At 62.1% G+C, this 22899-nt stretch carries 20 protein-coding genes and 1 tRNA gene; 12 read left to right on the top strand and 9 right to left on the bottom strand.

Annotated features, from left to right (window positions below; translation table 11 throughout):
* Positions 1 to 32 precede the first annotated feature (32 nt).
* The 4 genes from M1E02_RS01515 (at position 33) to M1E02_RS01500 (ending at position 3725) form a co-directional block, all read left to right on the top strand.
* Complete coding sequence (locus M1E02_RS01515) at positions 33 to 1436, top strand: MFS transporter (protein WP_479376405.1); 1404 nt, start codon at positions 33 to 35, stop codon at positions 1434 to 1436.
* Between the two features lie 95 nt (positions 1437 to 1531).
* Complete coding sequence (locus tag M1E02_RS01510; protein ID WP_479376404.1) at positions 1532 to 1975, top strand: Rho termination factor N-terminal domain-containing protein; 444 nt, start codon at positions 1532 to 1534, stop codon at positions 1973 to 1975.
* 72 nt (positions 1976 to 2047) lie between these two features.
* Positions 2048 to 2530 carry a cation:proton antiporter regulatory subunit gene (locus M1E02_RS01505; protein ID WP_247046665.1) on the top strand — a complete coding sequence of 161 codons (483 nt, stop codon included), beginning with the start codon at positions 2048 to 2050 and terminating at the stop codon, positions 2528 to 2530.
* A 7-nt stretch (positions 2531 to 2537) separates the two neighbouring features.
* Positions 2538 to 3725, top strand: a complete 1188-nt coding sequence (locus M1E02_RS01500) for a cation:proton antiporter (protein WP_479376403.1) — start codon at positions 2538 to 2540, stop codon at positions 3723 to 3725.
* A 33-nt stretch (positions 3726 to 3758) separates the two neighbouring features.
* Here the strand turns inward: M1E02_RS01500 and M1E02_RS01495 are convergent, their stop codons facing one another.
* Entirely contained in the window at positions 3759 to 3971 is a 213-nt protein-coding gene (locus tag M1E02_RS01495; RefSeq protein WP_479376402.1) for a YegP family protein, read from the bottom strand.
* A 238-nt stretch (positions 3972 to 4209) separates the two neighbouring features.
* Here M1E02_RS01495 and M1E02_RS01490 point away from each other — a divergent pair, with 238 nt between their 5' ends.
* Together M1E02_RS01490 and M1E02_RS01485 are read left to right on the top strand one after the other, a co-directional pair.
* Entirely contained in the window at positions 4210 to 4572 is a 363-nt protein-coding gene (locus M1E02_RS01490) for a PadR family transcriptional regulator (protein ID WP_479376401.1), read from the top strand.
* On the top strand, positions 4569 to 5918 hold the full coding sequence (locus M1E02_RS01485) for a permease prefix domain 1-containing protein (protein WP_479376400.1): 1350 nt from the start codon (positions 4569 to 4571) through the stop codon (positions 5916 to 5918). The genes M1E02_RS01490 and M1E02_RS01485 overlap by 4 nt, the downstream gene beginning before the upstream one ends.
* Before the next feature lie 36 nt (positions 5919 to 5954).
* On the opposite strand, the gene dcd is transcribed toward M1E02_RS01485, so the two are convergent.
* Positions 5955 to 6539, bottom strand: a complete 585-nt coding sequence (gene dcd / locus M1E02_RS01480; protein WP_247046670.1) for a dCTP deaminase — start codon at positions 6537 to 6539, stop codon at positions 5955 to 5957.
* A 112-nt stretch (positions 6540 to 6651) separates the two neighbouring features.
* Here dcd and M1E02_RS01475 point away from each other — a divergent pair, with 112 nt between their 5' ends.
* Entirely contained in the window at positions 6652 to 8400 is a 1749-nt protein-coding gene (locus M1E02_RS01475) for a CAP domain-containing protein (protein ID WP_479376399.1), read from the top strand.
* 28 nt (positions 8401 to 8428) lie between these two features.
* Here the strand turns inward: M1E02_RS01475 and M1E02_RS01470 are convergent, their stop codons facing one another.
* Both M1E02_RS01470 and M1E02_RS01465 read right to left on the bottom strand, forming a co-directional pair.
* Positions 8429 to 8875 carry an SRPBCC family protein gene (locus M1E02_RS01470; protein WP_479376398.1) on the bottom strand — a complete coding sequence of 149 codons (447 nt, stop codon included), beginning with the start codon at positions 8873 to 8875 and terminating at the stop codon, positions 8429 to 8431.
* 184 nt (positions 8876 to 9059) lie between these two features.
* Positions 9060 to 9425 carry a VOC family protein gene (locus M1E02_RS01465; RefSeq protein ID WP_479376397.1) on the bottom strand — a complete coding sequence of 122 codons (366 nt, stop codon included), beginning with the start codon at positions 9423 to 9425 and terminating at the stop codon, positions 9060 to 9062.
* Positions 9426 to 9582: 157 nt separating this feature from the next.
* On the opposite strand from M1E02_RS01465, the gene M1E02_RS01460 reads away from it, so the two are divergent.
* Positions 9583 to 9653, top strand: a tRNA-Gly gene (locus M1E02_RS01460).
* Here M1E02_RS01460 and M1E02_RS01455 read toward each other — a convergent pair.
* Entirely contained in the window at positions 9645 to 10079 is a 435-nt protein-coding gene (locus M1E02_RS01455; protein WP_479376396.1) for an SRPBCC family protein, read from the bottom strand. The two genes, M1E02_RS01460 and M1E02_RS01455, sit on opposite strands and share 9 nt — an antisense overlap.
* Before the next feature lie 200 nt (positions 10080 to 10279).
* Here M1E02_RS01455 and M1E02_RS01450 point away from each other — a divergent pair, with 200 nt between their 5' ends.
* Together M1E02_RS01450 and M1E02_RS01445 are read left to right on the top strand one after the other, a co-directional pair.
* Positions 10280 to 10426 (top strand): hypothetical protein, encoded by a 147-nt coding sequence (locus M1E02_RS01450; protein ID WP_247046689.1) that lies wholly within the window; start codon positions 10280 to 10282, stop codon positions 10424 to 10426.
* Positions 10427 to 10895: 469 nt separating this feature from the next.
* Positions 10896 to 12866, top strand: a complete 1971-nt coding sequence (locus tag M1E02_RS01445) for an alpha-L-fucosidase (protein ID WP_479376395.1) — start codon at positions 10896 to 10898, stop codon at positions 12864 to 12866.
* A 7-nt stretch (positions 12867 to 12873) separates the two neighbouring features.
* Here M1E02_RS01445 and M1E02_RS01440 read toward each other — a convergent pair whose 3' ends face one another.
* Entirely contained in the window at positions 12874 to 14271 is a 1398-nt protein-coding gene (locus M1E02_RS01440) for an MFS transporter (RefSeq protein ID WP_479376394.1), read from the bottom strand.
* 165 nt (positions 14272 to 14436) lie between these two features.
* Here M1E02_RS01440 and M1E02_RS01435 point away from each other — a divergent pair, with 165 nt between their 5' ends.
* A complete protein-coding gene (locus tag M1E02_RS01435; protein WP_479378032.1) occupies positions 14437 to 15291 on the top strand; it encodes a LysR substrate-binding domain-containing protein in 855 nt (284 codons plus the stop codon).
* Positions 15292 to 15425: 134 nt separating this feature from the next.
* Positions 15426 to 15752: a hypothetical protein gene (locus M1E02_RS01430; RefSeq protein ID WP_479376393.1), complete on the top strand. Its 327-nt coding sequence runs from the start codon at positions 15426 to 15428 to the stop codon at positions 15750 to 15752.
* Between the two features lie 126 nt (positions 15753 to 15878).
* On the opposite strand, the gene M1E02_RS01425 is transcribed toward M1E02_RS01430, so the two are convergent.
* The 3 genes from M1E02_RS01425 to M1E02_RS01415 form a co-directional block, all read right to left on the bottom strand.
* On the bottom strand, positions 15879 to 19427 hold the full coding sequence (locus M1E02_RS01425) for a bifunctional proline dehydrogenase/L-glutamate gamma-semialdehyde dehydrogenase (protein WP_479376392.1): 3549 nt from the start codon (positions 19425 to 19427) through the stop codon (positions 15879 to 15881).
* Positions 19428 to 19825: 398 nt separating this feature from the next.
* Positions 19826 to 21031 carry an IS30 family transposase gene (locus M1E02_RS01420; protein WP_479378031.1) on the bottom strand — a complete coding sequence of 402 codons (1206 nt, stop codon included), beginning with the start codon at positions 21029 to 21031 and terminating at the stop codon, positions 19826 to 19828.
* A gap of 309 nt (positions 21032 to 21340) precedes the next feature.
* A complete protein-coding gene (locus M1E02_RS01415; RefSeq protein WP_479376391.1) occupies positions 21341 to 22801 on the bottom strand; it encodes an amino acid permease in 1461 nt (486 codons plus the stop codon).
* Positions 22802 to 22899 lie beyond the last annotated feature (98 nt).

Below are 22899 nucleotides of genomic sequence, written 5' to 3'. Positions count from 1 at the left end.
GATTTCCGCCATAGGGGCGATAGCATCGGGTCATGAACTCCGCCACCGCGTCTGAGGCACAACAGCCATCGTCGGAACTTGAGACCGGAAGCCAGGCGGTCAGCAAGGGCCAGATCCTGGCCTGGGCCTCCTGGGACTGGGGCTCTGCGGCTTTCAACGCCATCATGACCACATTTGTTTTTACTGTCTATCTCACCTCCGAAGCCTTTGGCGGCGAAGATCAGGCTTCGGCCGTCCTCGGCGGCGCATTGGCAGTCGCCGGTCTGGCCATCGCCCTGTTGGCGCCGGTTACGGGGCAACGCTCCGATATCGGCGGCCGGCGGAAGCTTTGGCTGGGAGTCAACACCGCCGTCGTCGCGCTTCTGACCGCCTTGTGCTTTTTTGTCTTCCCGCGGCCGGAGTTCCTGCTCCTCGGGGTCACCCTGATTGCGCTGGGCAACGTGTTCTTTGAATTTGCCGGGGTGAACTACAACGCCATGCTGGCCCAGATCTCGAACCCCCGGAACATTGGGAAGGTCAGCGGCTTCGGCTGGGGCATGGGTTACCTCGGCGGGATCGTGGCGCTGCTGATTGTGCTGCAACTGTTTGTCCAGCCGAGCTTCGAGTGGTTCGGGGCCTCGACGGAGGACGGCTTCAACATCCGCCTCGTCGCAGTCTTTTCCGCCTTGTGGTTCTTCATCTTTGCTCTCCCCGTGCTGTTTGCCGTTCCCGAGCTTCCCCGGCCGGCCGGGGCGGCCAGGCTTGGCTTCCTCGCGTCCTACGGGCTGCTGATCCGGCGGATCAAGGCCATTTACCGGACGAGTCCGCACACGATCTATTTCCTCCTGGCCAGTGCCATCTTCCGCGATGGCCTGGCCGCCGTCTTTACTTTTGGGGGAATCATCGCTGCGGGTACTTTCGGGTTTGAGTTGAAGGACGTGATCTTCTTCGCCATCTTCGGAAACGTGGTGGCCGCAGTGGGGGCCATGGTTGGAGGTTTCCTGGATGACCGAGTAGGTCCCAAAGCGGTGATCCTTGGCTCGCTGGTAGGGCTCCTGATTGCCGGGACGGTGATCCTCGTCCTGGGCAACGGCGACTACGTGTTCTTCGGCAGCACCTGGGCCGGGGCCACCACTTTCTGGGTCTTCGGCCTGTTCCTGTGTTTGTTCGTTGGCCCGGCCCAGTCGTCGTCCCGCGCTTACCTGGCCAGGCTCGCACCACATGGCGAGTCGGGTGAGCTCTTTGGCCTCTATGCCACTACGGGCCGCGCCGTGAGCTTCTTGGCACCCACGCTCTTTACCCTTTGCATTGCGGTGGCCGCACCCTTGGTGGCCGAAGGAGAGGCCCAGCGCTGGGGAATCCTGGGCATTATGGTGGTGCTGCTGGCCGGACTCCTGGTCCTGCTACCAGTCAAACCGCCAGGCAAGGCAGAGATTGCAGTGGTTCCTTCCGCGTAGCGAAAACGGCCTCTTGACAGTCCACCCACGCTTGTTGCCCACTTAATAAGTACGCTTACTATTTGGTGGAACACCGACCGGAAAGGATCAGTTCAGTGGCAGACCAAGCGGACAACCAGATGCAGGACCAACGAGGAAATGAAGGCGACTTGGGCGCCGGACCGGACGACGGCAAGGTCCGCAAAGGGCCGGGCTCATCCGATTCACTGAAGTACTCCCAGGAGGTCACCTCAACGGAGGATGAGCCGGAGCGCGAAGGCAGGAGCCTCGTTACCACCCACCATGAAGTCATCAGGCAGTGGGCAGAGGAGCGCGACGGACTTCCGGCCACCGTTGAAGGAACGGAACACGGGGACCACCTTGGGGTGCTCCGCATCGATTTCGGCGGCGACGACAGCAAGCTCCGCCACGTCAGCTGGGAGGAGTGGTTCAAGACCTTCGATGAACGAGGCCTGAATTTCATTTATCAGGAACAGCGAAGCGACGGCAACCAGTCCAACTTCTTCAGGCTGGAGAACCCGCAGCGGGAGGACGCTTAGCCCTGCGCGTATTCTCCTGAATCCTCTGCCGCATCAGCCCCGCAGGGCCCACTGCAGCATTAGGCTGGACCCATGAACGTGGATGAGACAGATCTCCCCGGCCTCGGCAGGCGCAAGGATTTTATGACGGCATCGGGGCGCCGGATCGGCGTCGTGGAATACCGGGAAGGCCAGAGCGAACTCATCGTTTCCACCTGGGACGATCCCGACACGTGCCAGGCATCCATTCCACTGACAGCTGACGAGGCTGCAACGCTGGGCAATCTGCTGGGAGGGCAGCACCTTGCCATGCAGCTTTCTGAAGCCCACCGCGAAATCCCGGGGATCGTCACCCGGCAGTTTTCCATTGCCTCAGGTTCGCCCTTCGAGAACCAGCCGATGGGTAAGGCGTGCATCCGCACCCGAAGCGGTGTTTCCATCGTGGCCATCATGCGCGAAGGTGAGGTGGTCCCCTCCCCCGGACCCGACGTCGTCCTCCACCGGGGGGATCTCCTCGTTGCCGTAGGCACTCAGGAAGGCCTCGATACAGCGGCCGACATTCTGCGCAACGGATAAGCGGCAAATGGATCCGCTGGCACTGACCCTCATCGAACTGGGGGCCGTTGTGTTCTGCCTCGGCCTGCTGGCCAGGCTGGCTGAACGGATCGGAATGTCGCCCATACCGCTCTATCTCGTGGGCGGACTGTTTTTTGGTGCCGGCGGTTTCATGGAGTTCAAAGGGATCCAGGAATTTGCCCATATCTCGGGGGAGATTGGTGTCATCCTCCTCCTGCTGATGCTCGGGCTCGAATACACGGCCACTGAACTAGTCACGGGGCTGCGACGCTCCTGGCAGGCAGGCATCCTGGACCTCATCCTGAATTTCCTGCCCGGAGCCGGGCTGGCCGTCCTTCTTGGCTGGGGCCTCGTCGGGGCGATGGTGATGGGTGGGGTGACCTACATTTCGTCTTCGGGGATCGCCGCCAAGGTCATCACTGATATGGGCAGGGTTGGCAACCGTGAAACGCCAACCATCCTCTCCATTCTGGTGTTCGAGGACCTGGCAATGGCCCTGTACCTCCCCATCCTGACCGCAATCCTGGCCGGGGTCAGCTTCCTGGGCGGGCTTCAGACGGTGGGGATTTCGCTGGCCGTCGTCACCGTGGTGCTTCTGGTGGCATTGCGGCATGGCCACCGCGTGTCCCAAGCGGTGCACAGCGAAAACTCCGAAGTCTTCCTGCTGAACCTGCTTGGCGCCGCCTTGCTGGTGGCAGGACTGGCGTCAGCCCTTCAGGTCTCCGCCGCGGTTGGCGCGTTTATGCTCGGCATCGCCATCTCCGGGGTGACAGCGCACAACGCCACGCGCATCCTGGAGCCCCTGCGGGACCTTTTCGCCGCCATCTTTTTCGTGGCATTCGGCTTGAACACGGATCCCAACTCAATTCCGCCTGTCATCGGCTGGGCGCTGATCCTTGCACTGCTTACGGCTGCCACAAAAATGCTCACCGGGTACTGGGCAGCCAAGCGGGTAGGGATCGCGGTTCCCGGCCGTTTCCGTGCCGGGGCAACACTCATTGCCCGGGGCGAGTTTTCGATCGTTATCGCCGGCCTCGCCGTGGCCTCAGGTGCAGTGCTGCCTGAACTGGCGGCGCTGGCCACAGCCTATGTCCTGATCATGGCCATCATCGGCCCGCTCGCAGCCAAGTACATCGAACCGCTTGTGAGGGTCTGGCGAAGGCCCGCGAAACCGCAGCCGACCGGCGTTGCCTGAGGCAGTTACTTGCCCGCCGCCAACGAGTAAGGGCTAGGCAGCCTTTGACCGAGGCTCCGGGGATGCCTCGCAAAGATCCTTGATCAGCCCCATCCCGGCATATTCGCGGACGGCGCGAATCCCCTGGACTGCCGAGGCCTTGTCCGGAAAATTCCCGGACACCGCTACGACCGCCCCATTGGGAGCTTTGATCCTGAACGCGTAGGACGTGTTGCCATCAGCAAACAGTTCGAATGTTCCAGACATGATTACCCCTATATTTTCAACCGAGGAATCTGACCTCGGGGCTGTTTCACTAACGAAACGCGACGCTGCGTCCCGGCTCCCAGCCATGCCACTTTTAAATGTAGGGGCGGAACCGTTTACTTGCGAGTAGGTAAATTCCGGGAGCAGGGGGTCCCAGCTACTGCTAATCCTCAACGCCACTCCCTATACCTAGAGGTGCTATGTTTGATACCCTTCAGCTCTAGGTATAGGAGGCGCAGTGCGCATTGATAAGGATCTGGTCGCTGCTTCGGCCACGCCGCTTGTTCTCGGGATCCTGTCCGACGGCGATCTCTACGGTTACGCGATCCTCAAGCGCGTCAGTGAGCTGTCAGGCGGAGGCATGCAATGGACGGACGGGATGCTCTATCCGCTACTGCACCGGCTCGAGCGGCTCGGATATGTGTCGTCGTCGTGGGGTACCTCTGAGGCTGGGCGCCGACGCAAGCACTACGCCATCACACCGTCGGGCCGTGATGCCCTTGCCGAGCGGCAGCAGCAGTGGGCTGTTGTCGCAGACGCCCTCCGTCAGGTGTGGCGGAGCACTCAAGGGTCCTCCGCCCCGGTTGAAGGTTGGGCATGATGGAGCCGCATGCTGAGCTGGAGGCACAAATCGACCGGTGGCGCGGATACGTTCAGCGGAGCCAGGCCATCTCCTCCTCGGACGTGGACGAACTGGAGGACCACCTCCGTGAGCAGATAGCGGACAGGCAAGCGACCGGACTCGACGACGACGAGGCCTTCCTCGTAGCCATCAAGCGCCTGGGCAACCTCGACGCCGTCTCCCGGGAGTTTGCCCGCGAACACTCGGAACGGCTGTGGAAGCAGCTTGTCCTGGTACCCGAGGGCTCCGACGGCGACGCGCCACGGTGGCGGGAGCTGGCGGTGGTCCTCGCACTGGCCGTCGGCGCTGGAATCGCGGTCAAGGCCGGCTTTGCACTGATCGGCGACGGCACAGCACTGACGCGAAACCTCGGCCTGCTCGTCTTCCCGTTCCTCGCAGGCTACTTCGCCTGGAAGCGGCGTCTTACAGGCCGGGTCGGGGCCATGCTGCTCATACCCTTCGTCGCCCTCGCGATAGTGCTCAACGTCTACCCCTTCGCCGCCGGCGGCTCCACCGAGATCCTCGCCGCAGTGCACGCCCCGGTGATTCTGTGGCTGCTGGCGGGAGTGGCGTACGTCGGAGGACGGTGGAACTCCGACAAGGGGCGCATGGATTTCGTCCGGTTTACCGGCGAACTCGCCATTTACTACACCCTGATTGCGCTCGGCGGCGCAGTCCTGATTGGACTCACTCTCGCGACACTCCAGGTGGTTGGCGTCGACTTCGAACCGGTCCTGGAAGACTGGATCCTGCCCTTCGCAGTGCCCGGCGCCCTCGTTGTCGCAACCTGGCTCGTCGAGGCCAAGCAGCAGGTCGTCGAAAACATCGCCCCGGTCCTCACCCGAATTTTCACACCCCTGACGGTCGTTATGCTGCTGGTCCTTCTGGCCGTGATTGCTACAGCTGGCGGATTCGTGGACATCGACCGCAGCCTGCTGATCCTTATGGACGCGATCCTCGTGCTGGTGCTGTGCCTGCTGCTCTACTCGATTTCCGCCCGCGATTCACTCGCGCCTCCCGCACTGTTCGACGCCTTGCAGTTGGTCCTCGTCGTTGCGGCCCTGGCCGTCGATGCCGCGATGCTTACGGCAATGCTCACCCGTATCGCCGAGTTCGGCTCCAGCCCCAACAAGATCGCAGCCCTGGGCCTGAACCTGCTGCTGCTGGTGCACCTGTTGCGGTCTGCCTGGCTGTCCGTCGGCTTCCTGCGGGGGCGGCGTCCGTTTGCCTCGCTCGAGCGCTGGCAAACACGGTACCTGCCGGTTTACGGCGCGTGGGCCGCCGTCGTCGTCGTCATCTTCCCGCCGGTCTTTGGCTTCCTCTAGCCATAGGTGAAGCCTAGTGGCCCCGCCCGCCGGGCATCAGGGTGCCTGGATGTCCGTCAGATGGAAGTTCTGGTGGCTGCGGCTAGCGGTAGGTCCGCGCTGGCCCTGATAGCGGTTGCCGTACTCCCCTGCGCCGTAGGGGTATTCGGCGGCGGACGTGAGCCGGAAGAAGCAGAGCTGCCCGATCTTCATGCCCGGCCAGAGCTTGATCGGAAGGGTGGCCATGTTCGACAGTTCCAGCGTCACGTGCCCGGAGAATCCCGGATCAATGAATCCGGCCGTGGAGTGCGTCAGCAGACCCAGCCTGCCCAGCGAGGATTTTCCTTCCAGCCTCGCGGCGATGTCGTCCGGAAGCGTGACTGTCTCATACGTTGAACCCAGCACGAACTCCCCTGGGTGGAGGATGAACGGCTCGCCGCGGTCCACTTCCACCAGACGCGTGAGCTCCGGCTGTTCCTCCGCGGGATCGATGTGCGCGTATTTGTGGTTGTCGAACAGCCGGAAAAACCGGTCGATCCTGACGTCCACTGAGGACGGCTGCACCATCACGGGGTCGAACGGTTCCAGCACAATCCGTTGGGAGTCTATTTCGGCGCGTATATCGCGGTCAGAGATCAGCACAGCTCAAAAATACCGCATGCACCTGTTCTCTGCGCTTTCTCAGGGCTAGTCTGGCCTCCTATGCACGCCGCAGAGGGGTGGGATGCGGCATGAGGGGAACTGGGGTCTGGTCTTGAAGAAACTTGCTGCGCCCGCTGTTGTTGCCATGCTCTCTGCCCTGGCCCTGATGGGTCCCGTTCTTCTGGGTCCGGCCGCCGGCCCGGTGACTGCCGGCCCAGCGTCCCCCAGTTCCGGCCTGAACACTGCTGCCCGCTCCATGTCGTCCACTGACGTTTCGGAAGTCCCTTCGAAGACGCCCGACGACGACGGCCCCAGGCGGCTGGCCATCTGGCCCCCGTCAGGCCTCGCCCAAGCAGCTGACCCGGGTGGGAACGCCACCGTAGTTGCACCAGCCGTTAAGCGTGTGCCTGCCCTTGCCCCGCCCGCGCCCGCGCCCGGAACTGTGTCCACCCCGCCGGAACCGCCGCTCATTCCGCCGTTGTCCGCGTCGCCGTCGGACCTTGAAGAGCTTTCCGGGCAGGCGCCCGGTGCCGATGTCCCTGGCACATCAGGCGCCACGCCAGGAACCATGACCCCCGAAGCGCTGATCCGTGACGACAACTCCGCCCACATCAGGGAAGTATTCGCAGCCATCAACAGCTACCGGAACTCCCTGGGGCTGGCGTCCGTCAAGTACCACCCCACTGTCGCCGGCATGGCCCAGGAGTGGTCCGACAACATCGCCGCCCGCGAGGTGATCGAGCACCGGGCGAACTTTTGGACAGATCCGAGGGCCATGAATCCCACCAACGGAGCCGGTGAGATCATTGCGGTCCGGTGGGACAGGAACGCAGCGCAGCTCGTGGAGATGTGGAAGGGCTCCGCGCCCCACGACGCCATCATGAAAGACCCCAGATTCAACGTGATCGGCATTGGAATCACGTTTACCGATGGCAACTGGCAGACCACTCCCAACCGCTACACCATGTGGGGCGTCGTCAATTTCTTCGGCTACAACACCCTCCCCGGCGGAACCATCAACCAACCCGGCGGCAGCGGAGCCATCCCGCCCGCGCCGGCCACCATGTGCGATCCCCAGGTAAGGCACATGCCCCCCACCGTGGATCTCTCGGCGGCCGCAATTAAGAGTGCAGGAGACCTCGTCTCAGTGGACCCGTCGGGGCAGCTCCTCAACCGGCCATCCCTGGGGAACCGGGCGTATGGCGCCCAACAGGTGATTGGGTCAGGCTTCACCTCAGCGAAGGAACTGTTTATCATCGACTGGCAGAAGGATGGGGTTTTTGACGTCCTGACTCAGTGGGGCGACGGCCGTATTACCCTGCACCAGGGCATTTCAGGCGGAGGCTTTATGCCGCTGGTGACCTTAGGACAGTCCGGCTGGGCAGCCATGACCCTCGCCGTCGGGGAATGGTGTGCCAACAACCGCCTGCCGCAGTTGTTGGCCCTGGACCCTTCCGGAAATCTATGGCTCTACCCAAACCGTGGCACAGGTGACCACATCATCCGGACCCAGATCGCCACGGGCATCGCTGCAACCCGAGTGGCCATGGTGGATTACGACGACGACGGGTTCGAGGATCTGCTGGCACGGCGGAGTGACGGAAACGTGCTGCTCTATCGAGGGGCCGGCAGCACAACCCCGAGAGCCGAATCGCGCCCGATTGTAGCCACAGGGTGGAACGATGTGTCCGCCGTCCGAGCACTGCGGGATGTCACTGGCCTTAATTCAACCGGGCTGGCGCTGCGGCGCTCCGGCGGCAGTCTGGGTGACTTGGTCCAGTACTGGGATCTCACCGGTGGCGGACTCAATTCGCCCAGCACGGTTGCCGGTCCCTGGACAGGGCTGAAGCTGGCGCAGTAGAGCGCGGCAAAGCCCGCGAAGGACGGGCCTACTCCTCGGGAGATTGTTTCTCGAGGAGGACCTTGAGCCGCTCCAGTTGGGCAACCTCAGTCTTCAGGGACTGATGGGCGGCACCATTAACCAGTCCCATCAGCCCTTTCGGTTGATACTCGAGGGCGAAGCGGACCCGTGTGCTCTTGCCCTCGGAGCTGAGGTAGTACCCGCCCCGCGGCTGTGAAGGACCTGCGATGACCTGGAACTGTATCTCTGCACCAGGACGGACCTGGGTGATCTGGAAATCGCAGGCGACAGGGCGGCCACCAGGTCCATCGATGGTCTGTTGGTAAACACTGCCCTTGGCTCCAGGGGCGCCGGAGAGCAATTCGATGCTGCGGACTTCCTTACACCACAGTGGCAGGTTCAGCCCGTCAGCCAGGAAACGATAAACGCTGATGGCATCGCACTGAATGAGCACCTCGTACTCTGCAAATGCCACGGGGAACCCCTTGGTGATGGACGGCTGATCGGCGTAGCCCGTTCCCCAACGACTGCAGCTAACTGATTCAGGATAGCCAGCCCGCTCTCGAGGCTCCTAAGCAAGGCCCGGGCCTTTACCGAATGGTTACCGGACACCCCTTCATATGACGCCGCTTAGCGCCGGGCCGGAACCGTTCCCAGGTTCAATCCAGGGGAGAGACCCGGATGAGGTTTCCATCGGGATCAGCCACCACGAAAGTACGTCCGAAGACTTCATCGCGCGGCTCATCGATGACGTTAACGCCTTTGGCCATCCATTTGGCGTAGCAGTGGTCCACGGCGTCACTTGAACCGGGCAACATGAGCCCCACTTCACTGGATCGAGGTGTAGTTGCGGTGACAGCCTCGCCGCCTCCTGACCACAGGGCAAACAAAACACCCGGGGCGACTTCGAATGGGACGTAGCGAGGGGTAACCATGACCGGCTCCATCTCGAAAAGGTCGCTGTAGAAGCCGGTGGAGCGTTGGACATCGGTCACGTAGATGAGAAACAGGTTCGGCGTTGCCATGGGATCTCCTTCGTCGCTGCTTCTGACGATTCTGACGATCACCAGCCTGACACAAAGGAGGTGGGGTTTCAGATGTTCCGGGAAAGTCCAAGACTGGGGTAATGTGAATCTCGATGTTTCACCGGGACCATTCACCAGCATTTTGGCCGGTCCCACTGCGGCTGTAGCACAATGGTAGTGCGCTAGCTTCCCAAGCTCGACACGCGGGTTCGATTCCCGTCAGCCGCTCTCCTCACCAAACCGCATGGGGAAGACCCTGCGGGAGTTCTCTCTTTCAACCTCCCGGATCCCCTTTCGAACCAGGTTCTTTTCCAGGCTCTTCTTTATGGCAGCAAGCCGGGCAGTCTCGCGCTTACGGTAACCGGCAGCTTTGAGCCCCGCAATGAGGACGCCAATACCCTTGGGTTCGATTTCCATGCCAATGGTGACGCGCGTACTGTCCGCAATGGGGTAGAGCGTATAGGAGTAGCGGATGGAATCGCTGCCTGTTTCCACCTTCTCTACCCAGGACCTGCCCGGCACGCACTCAAGAAAATCGGGAGCCAGGCTCTCGTAGCCCGGAATGTCGTAATGGTGCCTGCCCTCAACACAGAACGTGTAAAAATCTGAGGGCGCACACGGCACCAGGACCGTGTTTTCCAGAACAATACCCATTGCCAAATCCTGTTTTCGATGGGCCTGCCCCTCACAGTGCCCACAGCCACATTTTGACACCCGATGCCCACTGGCACAATCGGGTATCACCCGTTCCCGGGAAGGTATTGAAGTCCCGGTGTGGGCTCCTGCCCGGCATTAGCACCCCCGGTGTATCGTCATGAGTCAGGAACCTCTTCGGTTCCGCTACAGGAGCGATCATGGCTGACAAGTCCCCCCGTCAAGCAGCATCTAAAAAAGCCGGCAAGTCCATCAAGGAAAAGCGCGCGGACAAGAGGGCTGCAGCAGCGCCGGCCACGTCATTGGACAAAGCCACCTCAAAACCGGCGGCCGCTAAAAAGAAGTGATCCGGACCGCGGGTGACAGCCGCGGCCGACTTCAGCATTGCAAGATCAATAGGCCAAATTGCCTGCGCGGCGCCTGCAAGCCTCCCGCGCCCCTGGCCGAGGTTAGAGTTACCGGCATCTGAGCCCGGAATTCCCTCACCATCACAGCTTGACGTTTCCTTCACCGACTAGCGGCCCCGGCCCCTCTGCATCGCAGGCCTCATCCACGGACGGACTGCCAGCCTGCCTGACCCACCACGCCAAGAGACTCACTACCGCTTCCTGGGTCACCCTCCTATGTGAGCTCTCAACTGGCGCCAAGCAGCGTACAGACATCATATGTTAGAAAGCCGCCGGACGGGAGTGTCCGCGCCATCCCCACCAAAGTTGCTATTGACAGTCGGAAATTTGGCCATAACATCGGACGTATCACAAAAGCTGTTTACGCTAACAATCCCCTTGCGGACCTAATCAACATGGAGCACAGACGATGACGTCACTTAATTTTGGCCGCCGGAACTTTCTCGGCGCAGCAGGCGCCTCGGCTGCGGGTCTGCTAACTACCTCCATCATCGGTGGAGCATCTATCGGTGGAGCATCGCCAGCGGCGGCCGCCGTCGGAGACGGGTGGGACACACAGGCTCTGCTGCAGAAGCTGATGGACATGCGTTTCGGCATGTTCAACCACTTCAACCTCGGCACCTACACCAACCAGGAGTGGGCCGCGCCCAACCAGAATCCCGCGATCTTCGCACCGCCGTCGGTGGACACAGATCAGTGGGCGGACGCCGCCCTCGCAGCAGGGATGAGCTACGGGGTGCTCACCACCAAGCACCATGACGGATTTGCGCTTTGGCCCACCAAATACGGCACCCAGAACGTTATGAACTCCGGCTACAAGCGCGACGTCGTCAGGCAGTACGTGGACTCATTCCGCTCGCGCGGACTGAAGGTGGGCTTCTACTTCTCCATCTGGGACCGCACCTATCCGGTGCAGGCCACCGGCGGATACCATGTCAGCGACCCTGCCGCGGGCGTCGACCAGCCCCAGATCAAGTACGTGCTTAACCAGATCACCGAACTGCTCACCGGGTACGGCGAGATCGAAGTCCTGATGCTCGATGGCTACGCCTGGCAGATGGGCCACCAACAGGTCCCCATGCAACGGATCCGTGACCTGGTCAAAACCCTCCAGCCCAACTGCCTCATCGTCGACATCTGCGCCGTCCTCACCCCTTGGCTGGCCGATGCCATCTTCTGGGAAGAACCCTTCGGGATCACCGCGCCGGCCGGGAACACGTGGGCCGGGATGCAGGGCCAGACCATCAGCAACGGCTGGTTCTGGCACCCATCCACCCCCACCGAAGGATTGATGTCCAAGGACGCAATCATCACCCACCTCACCGAACTCGAATCGAGGTGGACCTCGTTTATTCTCAACTGCGCACCCAACCGGAACGGCAAGCTTGACCCCAACGTGGTGGCCCGCCTCGCTGAAGTCGGCGCGGCGTGGTCCCCCAACACATCACGAGGAGCACTCCCTGCACAGCCCCTCCGCGCCGAACACCTGATCACTCCGGTAGCGGCTTATGCATCCGCGTTCCGTGATCCCGAACCCCCATACTTCGCGATCGACGGACGCGCCGACAACAAATTGCAGACCTGCTGGTCCACCTGGCCCGGCACCGGCGAACTCACGGCTCCGGTGTCCATAACGCTGGATCTGGGCGGAATCTACACCGGTGTCAGCATCCTGGAGTACCTGCCCAAGCAGTGGAACCGCGGAAACGGCACCGACGGCGACGTGACCTCCTTCGAGATCTCCACCAGCACCAACGGCGTGACCTTCACTACCGTCGCGGCCGGCAGCTGGGCCACCGGCCCCACCCCGAAGCTCGCCCAGTGGACCCCGGTCACTGCCGGGTTCATCCGGCTCACCGCCAAGGCAGGCTCCGGCGGTTACACCAACGTGGCTGGCCTGCGGGTGGGCGGCCGCACCGCAAAGCCTGTCCGGCAGTCGTTCGCCGTCGCCCCTAACCGCGCCTACAAACTCATCAACCCCGCCAGCGGGAAGGCGCTGACCGTACTCAACGGCTCCACTGCCAACAGGGCCGCCGTTGTCCTGGCCGCCGACACCAACGCCGCGAACCAGCGCTGGACGCTGACCACCGACGTCGACGGCTACTACAAGCTAAGGGACGCCAACAGCGGAAAGGTCCTCGAGATCGGTTTCCGCTCACGGACCATCGGCGAGAAGGCCGCGATCTATTCCAGCGCCGAGGTCCTGCAGCAGCAGTGGGCAATCACCCCCGTAAGCAACGGAAAAGTGGCCCTCACCAACCGCTTCTCCACCTACGCCCTCGGCCTGACATCCGCAGCAACCACGGACGGAACAACCACGGAGCAACAGCTCTACCGTGGCTCCGCCCACCAGCAATGGACAATTGTCGACGTCACCTAAACCGGCTTCAATCCGGCGACGCCCGCCGGACAACGCGGACCAGGCGCCGCCTGTCCCTCACATCCACTTTGAGGGTCAGGTGGCCCTTGCGTGCAATCACGACGGCGACAACCATCGCCGCCAGCGCGGGGACCCCGCCGGAAACAAGGATGGCGGTCTGCGGGTCAACGTGCTCGGCCACCCAGCCGATCATCGGGCCGCCGATCGCTTGGCCGCCGATCAGCACCATGATGTAGAGGCTCATCACACGGCCCCTGATGCCCATGTTGGAACTGATCTGCACCAGCTGATTGGAGCCGGTGAGGAACATGAGGCACCAAAAGCCTGAGAGGACCATCGCGGCGCCGAACCACACCAGGGACGGCGCCAGCGATGCCAGGCAGAGCATCAATCCGTACATGCCGGCGCAGCTCACCACCGAGCGCAGCCGGAGTTGCCGCCGCCGCGTTGATGCCACAGCGCCGGCCAGGGCGCCGAGGGCCACCAAGGCGTTCAGCAGGCCGTAGCCGGCGGCGCCGACGTCGTAAACGTGGTCAGCGAAGGCTGCAAGAATCACGGGAAGACTCATCGCAAAAACTGCCACAAAGCCAGCCATGAGCCAGGGCCAGAAGATGGTGGGCTTGCTCAATGCGTAGTGCAGCCCTTCCCGGAGCATGCCTTTTCGCTTGGGAGCGGGGGCCGTGATGAAGAGTTTGTCCTTGCGGAGCAGGAGCAGCATGGTCACAGTCGAGCAGCAGGCAAGGGCGTTGGCCGCGAAGGCCCAGCCCGCACCCACTGCAGTAAGCAGGATTCCCGCGAGCGCGGGCCCGATCAGTCCGCCCAGCTGGAAGGTTGTCGAGTTCACGCTGATGGCATTGCGGAGGTATTTAGGTCCCACGAGTTCGTTGACAAACACCTGTCGTGCCGGCTGATCCAGCACGGTGACCAGCCCCAGCACCAAGGCGATGACATAGACGTGCCACACCTGGACCACCTGGCTGATGGCGAGAACGGCCAGGGTAGCGGCAAGGACACCAGCCATGCACTGGCACAGGATCAGGATTTTGCGTTTGGCGAAGCGGTCCGCCATCATCCCTGCCCAGGGACCCAGGAACAGCGACGGCATAAACTGCAGGGCCACGGTGATCCCAACCGCTGTCACGGAACCTGAGAGCTGCAGCACCATCCAGTCCTGGGCAATGCGCTGCATCCACACGGCAACCACGGCAACGAAGTGGCCTATGGCGAAAAGGCGAAAGTTCGGCACCCGAAGGGAAATAAAAGTCTGGCGCCATGGCAACCCTTCACTGACGACGTCGATCGGCTGGGTAATGTTGCCTGGTTCGGCTGGAGGGTGGGTTGCGGAGGTGGCGGAATCGATGACGGGCTGGCTGACAGTTGCCGTTGACGGCGGTGGGGGTGCCACAGAGAATCCTAAGGAAGCGGTGAGCGGGGACGTTCTTAACGCTAGGATGGCGCTCAGTGATTATGGAAGCCTATGGTGCCTATAACTAACATTGCGTATCGCAATGCCTGTGATGTGGGTGCTCCGCCATTTGGAAAGCGACGCCGGCCGCAAGAGGAGACAATGATGTTCGAACCAGCCCAGCTCCGGTCATTCCTTGCGGTGGCTGAAACCCTCAGCTTCACCAAGGCTGCCGAGCGCCTCGGCTTGGCGCAGCCCACCGTTAGCCAACATGTCAGGAAGCTGGAGACGGCGGCGAAGAGGGTCCTGATAGCGCGTGATACCAGGGACGTGCGGTTGACCGATAACGGTGATGCCATGGCCGGATTCGCCCGGAACATCCTCGCCGCACACGATGCCGCCTCGCGCTATTTCTCAGGTTCGGCAATGCGGGGAAGGCTGCGTTTCGGCACGGCTGATGACCTGGCCATTACCGGGCTGCCGCGCATTCTGAGGGAATTCAGGCAGATTTACCCGCAAATCAACCTTGAGTTGTCGGTGGGACAGAGCGATCAGCTGTACAAACGCCTCAACGCCGGGCAACTCGATCTGGTCTTTGTGAAATGGGTGGCCGGGGCGAAAGACGGAACCGTGGTCCAGCATGATTCCTTTGCCTGGGTGGGGCTGGAACAGACCTTACTTTCACCCACTGATCCAGTGCCCTTGATTGCCTACCCCTCCCCGAGCCTCAGCCGGAAACTTGCCATCGATGCCCTCGAAGCCGGCGGCCGGACCTGGCGCATCACCTGCACCACCAAGCAGATCAGTGGTGTGCTCGCCGCTGTCCGGGCAGGAATTGGCGTGGCAGTTATGCCGTCGTCCCTGGTTCCGGAGGACCTGAAAATCATCACCCGGCGCTTCGATCTCCCGCCCGTAGGCGACGTCGACTTCACGCTGATCCGGAACCCGTTGGCGAACTCGGAAGTCATCGATGCCCTGACGCAGTCCATCGTGGGGCGGACCATCAAGCGATCCGCCTAGCAAAGATAACGATTGAACATCGAACCAGTATCGCTTATGCTGAATTTTGCTTATGGTCAAGAAGAGGCCTGAGACATCGCTCTGACAACGAACGCGTGTCCGCCACTCTTGGAAGCGTTCGGGATAGGCCGCCAATGACGACAGCCCAGAATGCACACGCTCACACCGCGCCCGTAGTGCGCCCCCATGAAACCACGCGCCCCACAAGCACCGGGGCCCATCACACCAACCGCAGCCCCGCCGCCACCTGGGTGGATGCCGATTACGTCGGCAACCCGTACTGCGAGCGTTGCGGCACCGATGAGTTCATCTACTTGGAAGCCTTCGTTCCGGCCAAGCACCGGTCCGACGGTTCCGTGAAGAAGCTGGGTGAAGTCACCTATTTCTGCACCGGCTGTGATGACTTTTCTGCGCACTCGGTCCCGGCATCGTGGGTGCCGCCGGGCTGGTACTTCGGCTAGAAACCAGCCACTGGGTCTCAGCCGCGGAGCAATTCCCCGGCACGGCAGCGGCATTGAACATTAAGCGAAACCGGGCTGGCACCAACGGTGCCAGCCCGGTTTCCCGTTTGAGCGATTACAGCCGGTCTAGATCAGGCCCTCGGAGAGGTGATTTGGCGTACCAAACCGGTGCGCGGTGATGCTGACAGCCTGCTCGTGCACGAACGGAAGCAGTTCCACCCGTCCGGCCTCTGTCACCTCGTGGGCATAGACGGCAACGTCGGGCCGTCCACCAAGCGCCTCTGCCAGCGCTGACGCATTACCGCCGATCAGGCGGATGCGACCGTTCGCCAGCTTGCCCGCAGTAGCGAGACGGCCTACGCCAGCCAGCCAGTCGGCGTCGTTCTCGGTCCGGGGGTGGATAGCCAGCCCCGAAAGGACTGCCTGAAGCCGGGCAGGGAGGTCGACGGCGCTGGACACGGTCACTGCCGAACCGGCCAGCACCCCGGCGGCAACGGTGCGGATGAGATCACCGAGTGCCTGGCCCTCGGAAAGCCGGACCGTCACTGGGAGCGGGCGGTACCGGAAGACGTTGCGTTCGGCGCTCAGGCCCGACACATCCTTGGCTGTACCGAATTCCTCGGCCCAGGCCAGGGCGTCTGAAGCGAGGGCACGCTGCAGGGTTTCAAGCTCGGCCGGTTCCAGCGAGTCCTTCGCTGCGTTGAGCAGCCTCTGCACACCGGAGTTGCTGACTGCGGCTTTTCCGCCGCCACGCTGCTCTGCCGTGCTGGCCTTGCTCACCCAGTCGCCGAGCCCGGCGAGGTAATTGGGCCCGCCGGCCTTGGTGCCCGCTCCAACGGCTGACTTCTTCCAGCCACCGAACGGCTGGCGCTGCACGATCGCGCCGGTGATCCCGCGGTTCACGTAGAGGTTTCCAGCCTGGATACTCTCCAGCCAGACAGCCAGTTCGGCGCTGTGGAGGGAATGCAGGCCGGCGGTGAGGCCGTATTCAATCTCATTCTGGATGGCGATTGCCTCCTCCAGCGTGTCTGCGGTCATAACTCCCAGCACCGGGCCGAAGAATTCGGTCAGGTGGAAGTAGGAACCACGCTTTACGCCATACCGGACTCCCGGGCTCCAGAGCTTGCCCGTTTCGTCCAGCTTCTTCGGCTCCACCGCCCAGCTTTCGCCTTCGCCCAGAGTGGTCAGGGCGTTGAGGAGCTTGCCGTTGGCGGGTTCGATGATCGGGCCCATCTGGCTCGTGGGGTCCTCCGGGTAGCCCACTGTCAGCGATGTGACGGCGTCGATCAGCTGGTTATGGAACCGCCGCGATTTTGCAGCCGAGCCCACCAGGATCACCAGTGAGGCAGCGGAGCACTTCTGGCCGGCGTGGCCGAAGGCCGAGTAGGCAACATCCTTCGCTGCCAGATCGAAGTCGGCGCTCGGGGTGACGATGATGGCGTTCTTACCGCTGGTCTCTGCCAGCAGCGGCAGGTCCTGGCGGAAACTGCGGAACAGTTCGGCCGTCTCATAGCCGCCGGTCAGGATTATGCGGTCCACAGACGGGTGGGAGATGAGTTGCTTGCCCAGTTCCCGCTCGCCCAACTGCACCAGGGTGAGGACATCGCGGGGAACGCCCGCCTCCCACAGCGCCTCGATCATCACGGCACCGCTGCGGCAGGCCTGCTTGGCAGGCTTGATCACGACGGCGGAGCCGGCAGCGAGCGCTGCCAATGTGGAGCCGGCCGGGATGGCAACCGGGAAGTTCCACGGCGGGGTCACCACGGTGAGCTTCGCCGGAACGAACGTGGCGCCGTCGACGTCGTCCAGCTTGCGGGCGGACTCGGCGTAGTAGTGAGCAAAGTCGACGGCCTCGCTGACCTCGGGGTCGCCCTGATCGAGGGTCTTGCCCGTTTCGCTGGCCATGACTTCAAGCAGGTCAGCGCGGCGTGCTTCCAGGACGTCGCCGGCGCGGTGCAGGATTTCTGCACGTTCGGCTCCGGACAGGGCAGCCCAGGCCTTGCCCTTGTCCACAGCCGTGGCAATCACCGTGTTGAGGGTTTCCTCGTCACTGATGGTGGCTGCTGCCACGGAAGCGTTGCCCAGAGTGGAGAACGGAACGCGGCCAAGGATCGCCCGGCCCCAATCCCGGTTCGCCGGCAGGGCAGGATCGGTGTCCGGGGTATTCCGGAAACCCGTCCGTGGCATTGGCTCCGGCGGCAGGTTGCGGTTCTGCGTGCGGTTTGGCCCGGGTACCTGGCCGTCGAGCTTGTCCAGGGAGTTGAGGAAGCGCTGCTTTTCACGCTCGAACAGGGATTCGTTTTCACTGAGCTCGAACACAGCGGACATGAAGTTGTCCTGGCTGGCGCCTTCTTCGAGGCGGCGGATGAGGTAGGCAATTGCGACGTCGAACTCGGCCGGGTGGACCACAGGCGTGTAGAGCAGGAGCGAGCCGACGTCCTTCTTGACCGCTTCAGCCTGTCCCTGCGCCATGCCAAGCAACATCTCGAACTCGATACTCTGCTCTGCGGTATCCGCGATGCCGCGCTGCTTGGCCAGGAGCCAGGCAAAGGCGATGTCGAACAGGTTGTGGCCGGCTACACCGATCCGGATGTTGCGGATCCGGTCCGGGTGCAGGGCGTAGTTGATGACCCGTTTGTAGTTGGTGTCGGATTCCTGCTTGGAGGAGCAGGTGGCCAGCGGCCAGTCATGCAGGGAGGACTCAACCTGTTCCATGGGGAGGTTGGCGCCCTTCACCACGCGCACCTTGATGGCTGCTCCACCCTCTGCGCGCCGGGCGGCTGCCCAGTCCTGCAGGCGGATCATGGCAGCCAGTGCGTCAGGGAGGTAGGCCTGCAGAACGATCCCGGCCTCAAGGTTCTTGAATTCGGGCTTGTCCAGGATCCTGGTGAAGACCGCGATGGTCATGTCCAGGTCCTTGTATTCCTCCATGTCCAGGTTGATGAACTTCGCCTTCTGCCCGTTCTTGGCGTAGGAGGCAGCGCGTGCGAAGAGCGGCGTGAGCTTCTCAACGACGTGCTCGACGGCTTCGTCAAAAGCCCACGGCGAGTGCGGGGCCACGGTGGAGGAGACTTTGATGGATACGTAGTCCACGTCGGGGCGCGCCAGCAGGGTGTGGGTGCCCTCGAGCCGGCGGGATCCCTCCCGCTCGCCCAGCACTGCCTCACCGAGCAGATTGACGTTGAGGCGGACATCGTTCTTGCGGATCTTGGCAATGGCCGGGCCCAGCTTGGCATCGGTTGCATCCACGATGAGGTGGCCCACCATTTCGCGCAGAACGCGGCGGGCGATCGGAATTACAACCTGCGGCAGAACCGGGGCCACGGTGCCGCCTACCCGTACAGCGGTGCGCATGTACCACGGCAGGAAGGAGGGGACCTTCGGGGCGAGTTCGGCCAGGTTGCGGGCGGCGACGTGGAGATCGTCCGGGCGGATGACGCCGTCGACGAATCCAACGGTGAATTCCAAGCCGTTGGGATCCTTCAGGACGCCGGCCAGCTGCTCTGCTGAGGCGTCGACGGGAACCTTGGAAGCTGCGGTCAGCCAATGGCGCACCAGTGCGATGGTTTCGTTGGCAAGGGCATGGGCCTCAAGGACTTCGGGGGCTCCGGCGATAGCCGCCTCCTGGGCCCTCTTTCGAGTGCGGGCACCGTGCTCCGTGGAGATGTTGGTCATGACTGGTACTCGTTCTTTCCGTGATGTGGAACCGTCTTCATTCATCAGTATGAGCTTCCGGTCACATAAGATAAAGCGATGTTTTCTAAGCAATACAGGTTAGGAAAACCATTGTTTTGGATAAACCGTCCGAGCGTTCAAAAATCCCCGAAAACCCTCCCTCACCTTTCGCCGCTTTTTGGGCGATCCTCCCTCACGTTTCGCCTAAAAACAGCGGACCCTCGCGCACATTTCGCCGCTTTTTGGGCGATCCTCCCTCACGTTTCGCCTAAAAACAGCGGACCCTCCCTCACCTGAAGTGAGGGAGGGTCCGCCATAAACGTCCCTTATCTGAGGGAGCGTCGCAGGAATTCCGGCGAAACGGCGGATTCTGGGGGTCGTTGCAACACAGATGGTAGCTATGTGGTCAAAAGTAGATCACGGAGGCGCTCGGCCGGGGTATCCCAGCCGAGCGTTTTGCGTGGTCTGCCGTTTAGTTCCTGGGCTACGTGTTCGAGGTCTTCGGGTCCGTAGACGGATAAGTCGGTGCCTTTGGGGAAGTACTGCCGCAGGAGCCCGTTGGTGTTCTCGTTCGATCCGCGCTGCCAGGGGCTCGCGGGGTCGCAGAAGTAGACCTGCATGTCTGTGGCGAGCGTGAAGGATTTGTGGTTGGCCATTTCTGCGCCCTGGTCCCAAGTCAGGGAACCGCGGAGATGGGCCGGCAGCGTGGTCATGGTGTTGATGAGGCCGTCGCGGACGGTTTCGGCGGTGTGGTCATTGGGCAAATGGACGAGCATCACGTACCGGGTCGTGCGCTCGACGAGGGTCCCGATAGCGGACTGGTTCAATGCCCCGGTGATCAGGTCCCCTTCCCAGTGGCCAGGCACGGCGCGGTCCTCAATTTCGGGTGGGCGTTCGGAAATCATCACCATCGGGTCCCTGAATCGTTGAGTGCGTTGTTCACCGGTGTTGTGGGGTTTGCGGCGGGTCCTGCCGGTGCGGAGGGCGGTCTGGATTTCGCGTTTGAGACCTCCGCGGGCCTGGAAGTAGAGGGCCTGGTAAATCGTCTCTGTACTCACGCGCATTTCCTGATCGTTGGGGAAGTCCTTGATCAAAGTGTTGCTGATCTGCTCCGGTGATTGGCGCACGAGCAGTTTGGTTTGAACGTATTCCCTCAGCCGGGGCACTGTTAGCAGCTTCCGATCCTTGGGCCGGGGACGGCGGGCGGCAGCGGCCCGTTGCGCCGCATACGGCTGATAGCCGAGGTTTGAGGTGGTGTTGCGGGAGAGTTCTCGGCTGATGGTCGAAGCCGACCTGCCCAATGCGGACGCAATCGCCCGCAGAGACGCCCCGGTTGCTGACATGTCCCGGATCGTTTCACGCTCTGACAAAGACAGATAACGCGGATCGATAGCCTTCTCCAACTCCGAGACGGGGATCTGGGGGCCGGGAACCGTCCCGGTCCCACCAGCGGCAGTCGTCGAAGTGGTCACACCCCGTTTGTAGTCCACAACTCGTCCGTCAGGGTAAAAGCGCCGGCTGCCGGAGTGTCGGATTCCCTTGTCCCAGTCCCTGGCCGTGCGGACGCTCACACCCACGTTCCCGGCGGCCTCTTGCCGGCCCAGGCCAGCCTTGCGCAACCGCAGGAACTCCTCACGCCTCGAAGAGTCCGGACGCTTTCCGGCCATGCCCGCAGCGCGGGTCCAGTGATAACAGGTCATCCGGTTCAGCCCAAGCTCGGCTGCGGCGACGGTCACATTCCTGACCCGGTCCAGAACGGCGAAGAACTCCTCTTTCTGCTCCTGCGTGTACTTCCCTCGGCCCGACGCTTCTTTCGACAAAGACGACACGGTCGTTGCAACTCCCAAAACTCTGGGTGTTGCAACGACCGCTAGAACTCAAGAAGGTGAGGGAGCGTTGTAGTGCTGATCCGGCTAGACGCGGCTCGGCTCCTCAACTGGTTCGTTATGGCGAGGGCTGTTCGGGTTCATCAGGGAATGCTTGCGTCCGTAGAAGAAGTAGATGGCCAAACCAATCACGAGCCAGACACCGAAGCGAGCCCAGGTCTCCCAGTGCAACTGGAACATCAGGAATGCCGAAGCCAACACACCAAAGGCAGGGATCAGTGGCATCAGTGGCAGGCGGAAGGTTCGCGGGGCGTCGGGCTTCTTGTAGCGGAACACAATCACAGAGAAGCAGACGACGACGAAGGCAGCCAGGATGCCGATGTTGGTCAGGTCCGCCACGGCCTTGATCGGGAACACACCAGCCAGGAGAGCCGAGGCGACGCCGGCGATCCAGGTGACGCGCTGAGGAGTGCCGTGCCGGTCTGTCTTGGCAAACCAGCCGGGCAGCAGCCCGTCACGGCTCATCGAGAACCAGACGCGGGTGACGCCGAGGAGGAAGGTCAGCATAACGGTAAGGATGGAGAGCACTGCAAAGACGGAAATGATGGTGGCAATGACGGGCAGTCCCACACCCGTGAAGGCTGATGCGAAGCCGGCCTTGGGGTCAATGTCCTTGTAATTCTGCATACCGGTCAGGACCAGTGTGGCGGCAACGTACAGGAGCATCGCGATGATGAGGGACAGGATGATGGCCTTCGGCATGTGCTTCTTACCGTCCTTGGCCTCCTCGGCTGCGGTGCTCATGGCGTCATATCCGAACACTGCGAAGAACACTGTTGCCGAGCCGGCCAGGACCGGGCCGAATCCGCTGGGCATAAACGGGTTGTAGTTCTCCGCATTTATGTAGAAGACACCGAGGCCGATGATGAACAGGATCAGGACCACCTTGATGGCCACGGCCACGAGTTCAAAACGACCGAAGGCCTTGGTGCCGCGGGAAAGGATCCAAGTGACGATCAGGCAGACGACGATGGCGGGAATATTGACGATGCCACCCTTGCCCTCATCCGCCGTCGAGGTCATCCACGTTGGCATGTGGATGCCGATCCCGGAAAGGAAAGCGTCGAAGTAACCGGAAATACCGATGGCCACCACAGAAACAATCGCAATGTATTCAAGGAGAAGATCCCAGCCGATGAACCAGCCGATCACCTCACCCAGAGCGACATAACCGTAGGTGTAAGCCGAACCGGCACGAGGGATCATGCCGGCAAACTCTGCGTAGGAAAGCGCCGCAGCTGCGGAAGCGAGACCGGCGATCAGAAAGGAGAACAGCACTGCCGGACCAACGCCGGGCGTTCCTTCACTGCCGGCAGCCACCAGACCTGCCAAGGAGAAAATCCCGACGCCGATGATTCCGCCAACGCCGATGGCCGTGAGCTGCCAGAGTCCAAGACTCTTGAACAACCCGCTGTGCTTGTTTTCTTCTTCCATATCGTCAATCGGCTTTCGCCGCATGATTGACTGGGTCAAATCTTTAGTACTCATCAGGGACTCCTGCTTAGTGTGTGGACCCATCGCTCCGCCCTGTGATGGGGGTTACTGCATCCTGAACAGTATGCAAGTGTCATCCCATTAGATAAAGT

It is taken from the genome of Arthrobacter sp. Z5-13, from assembly GCF_056499105.1.
Note: the sequence above shows the minus strand (reverse complement) of the source record. Positions and strands in the feature narration are given on the sequence as shown.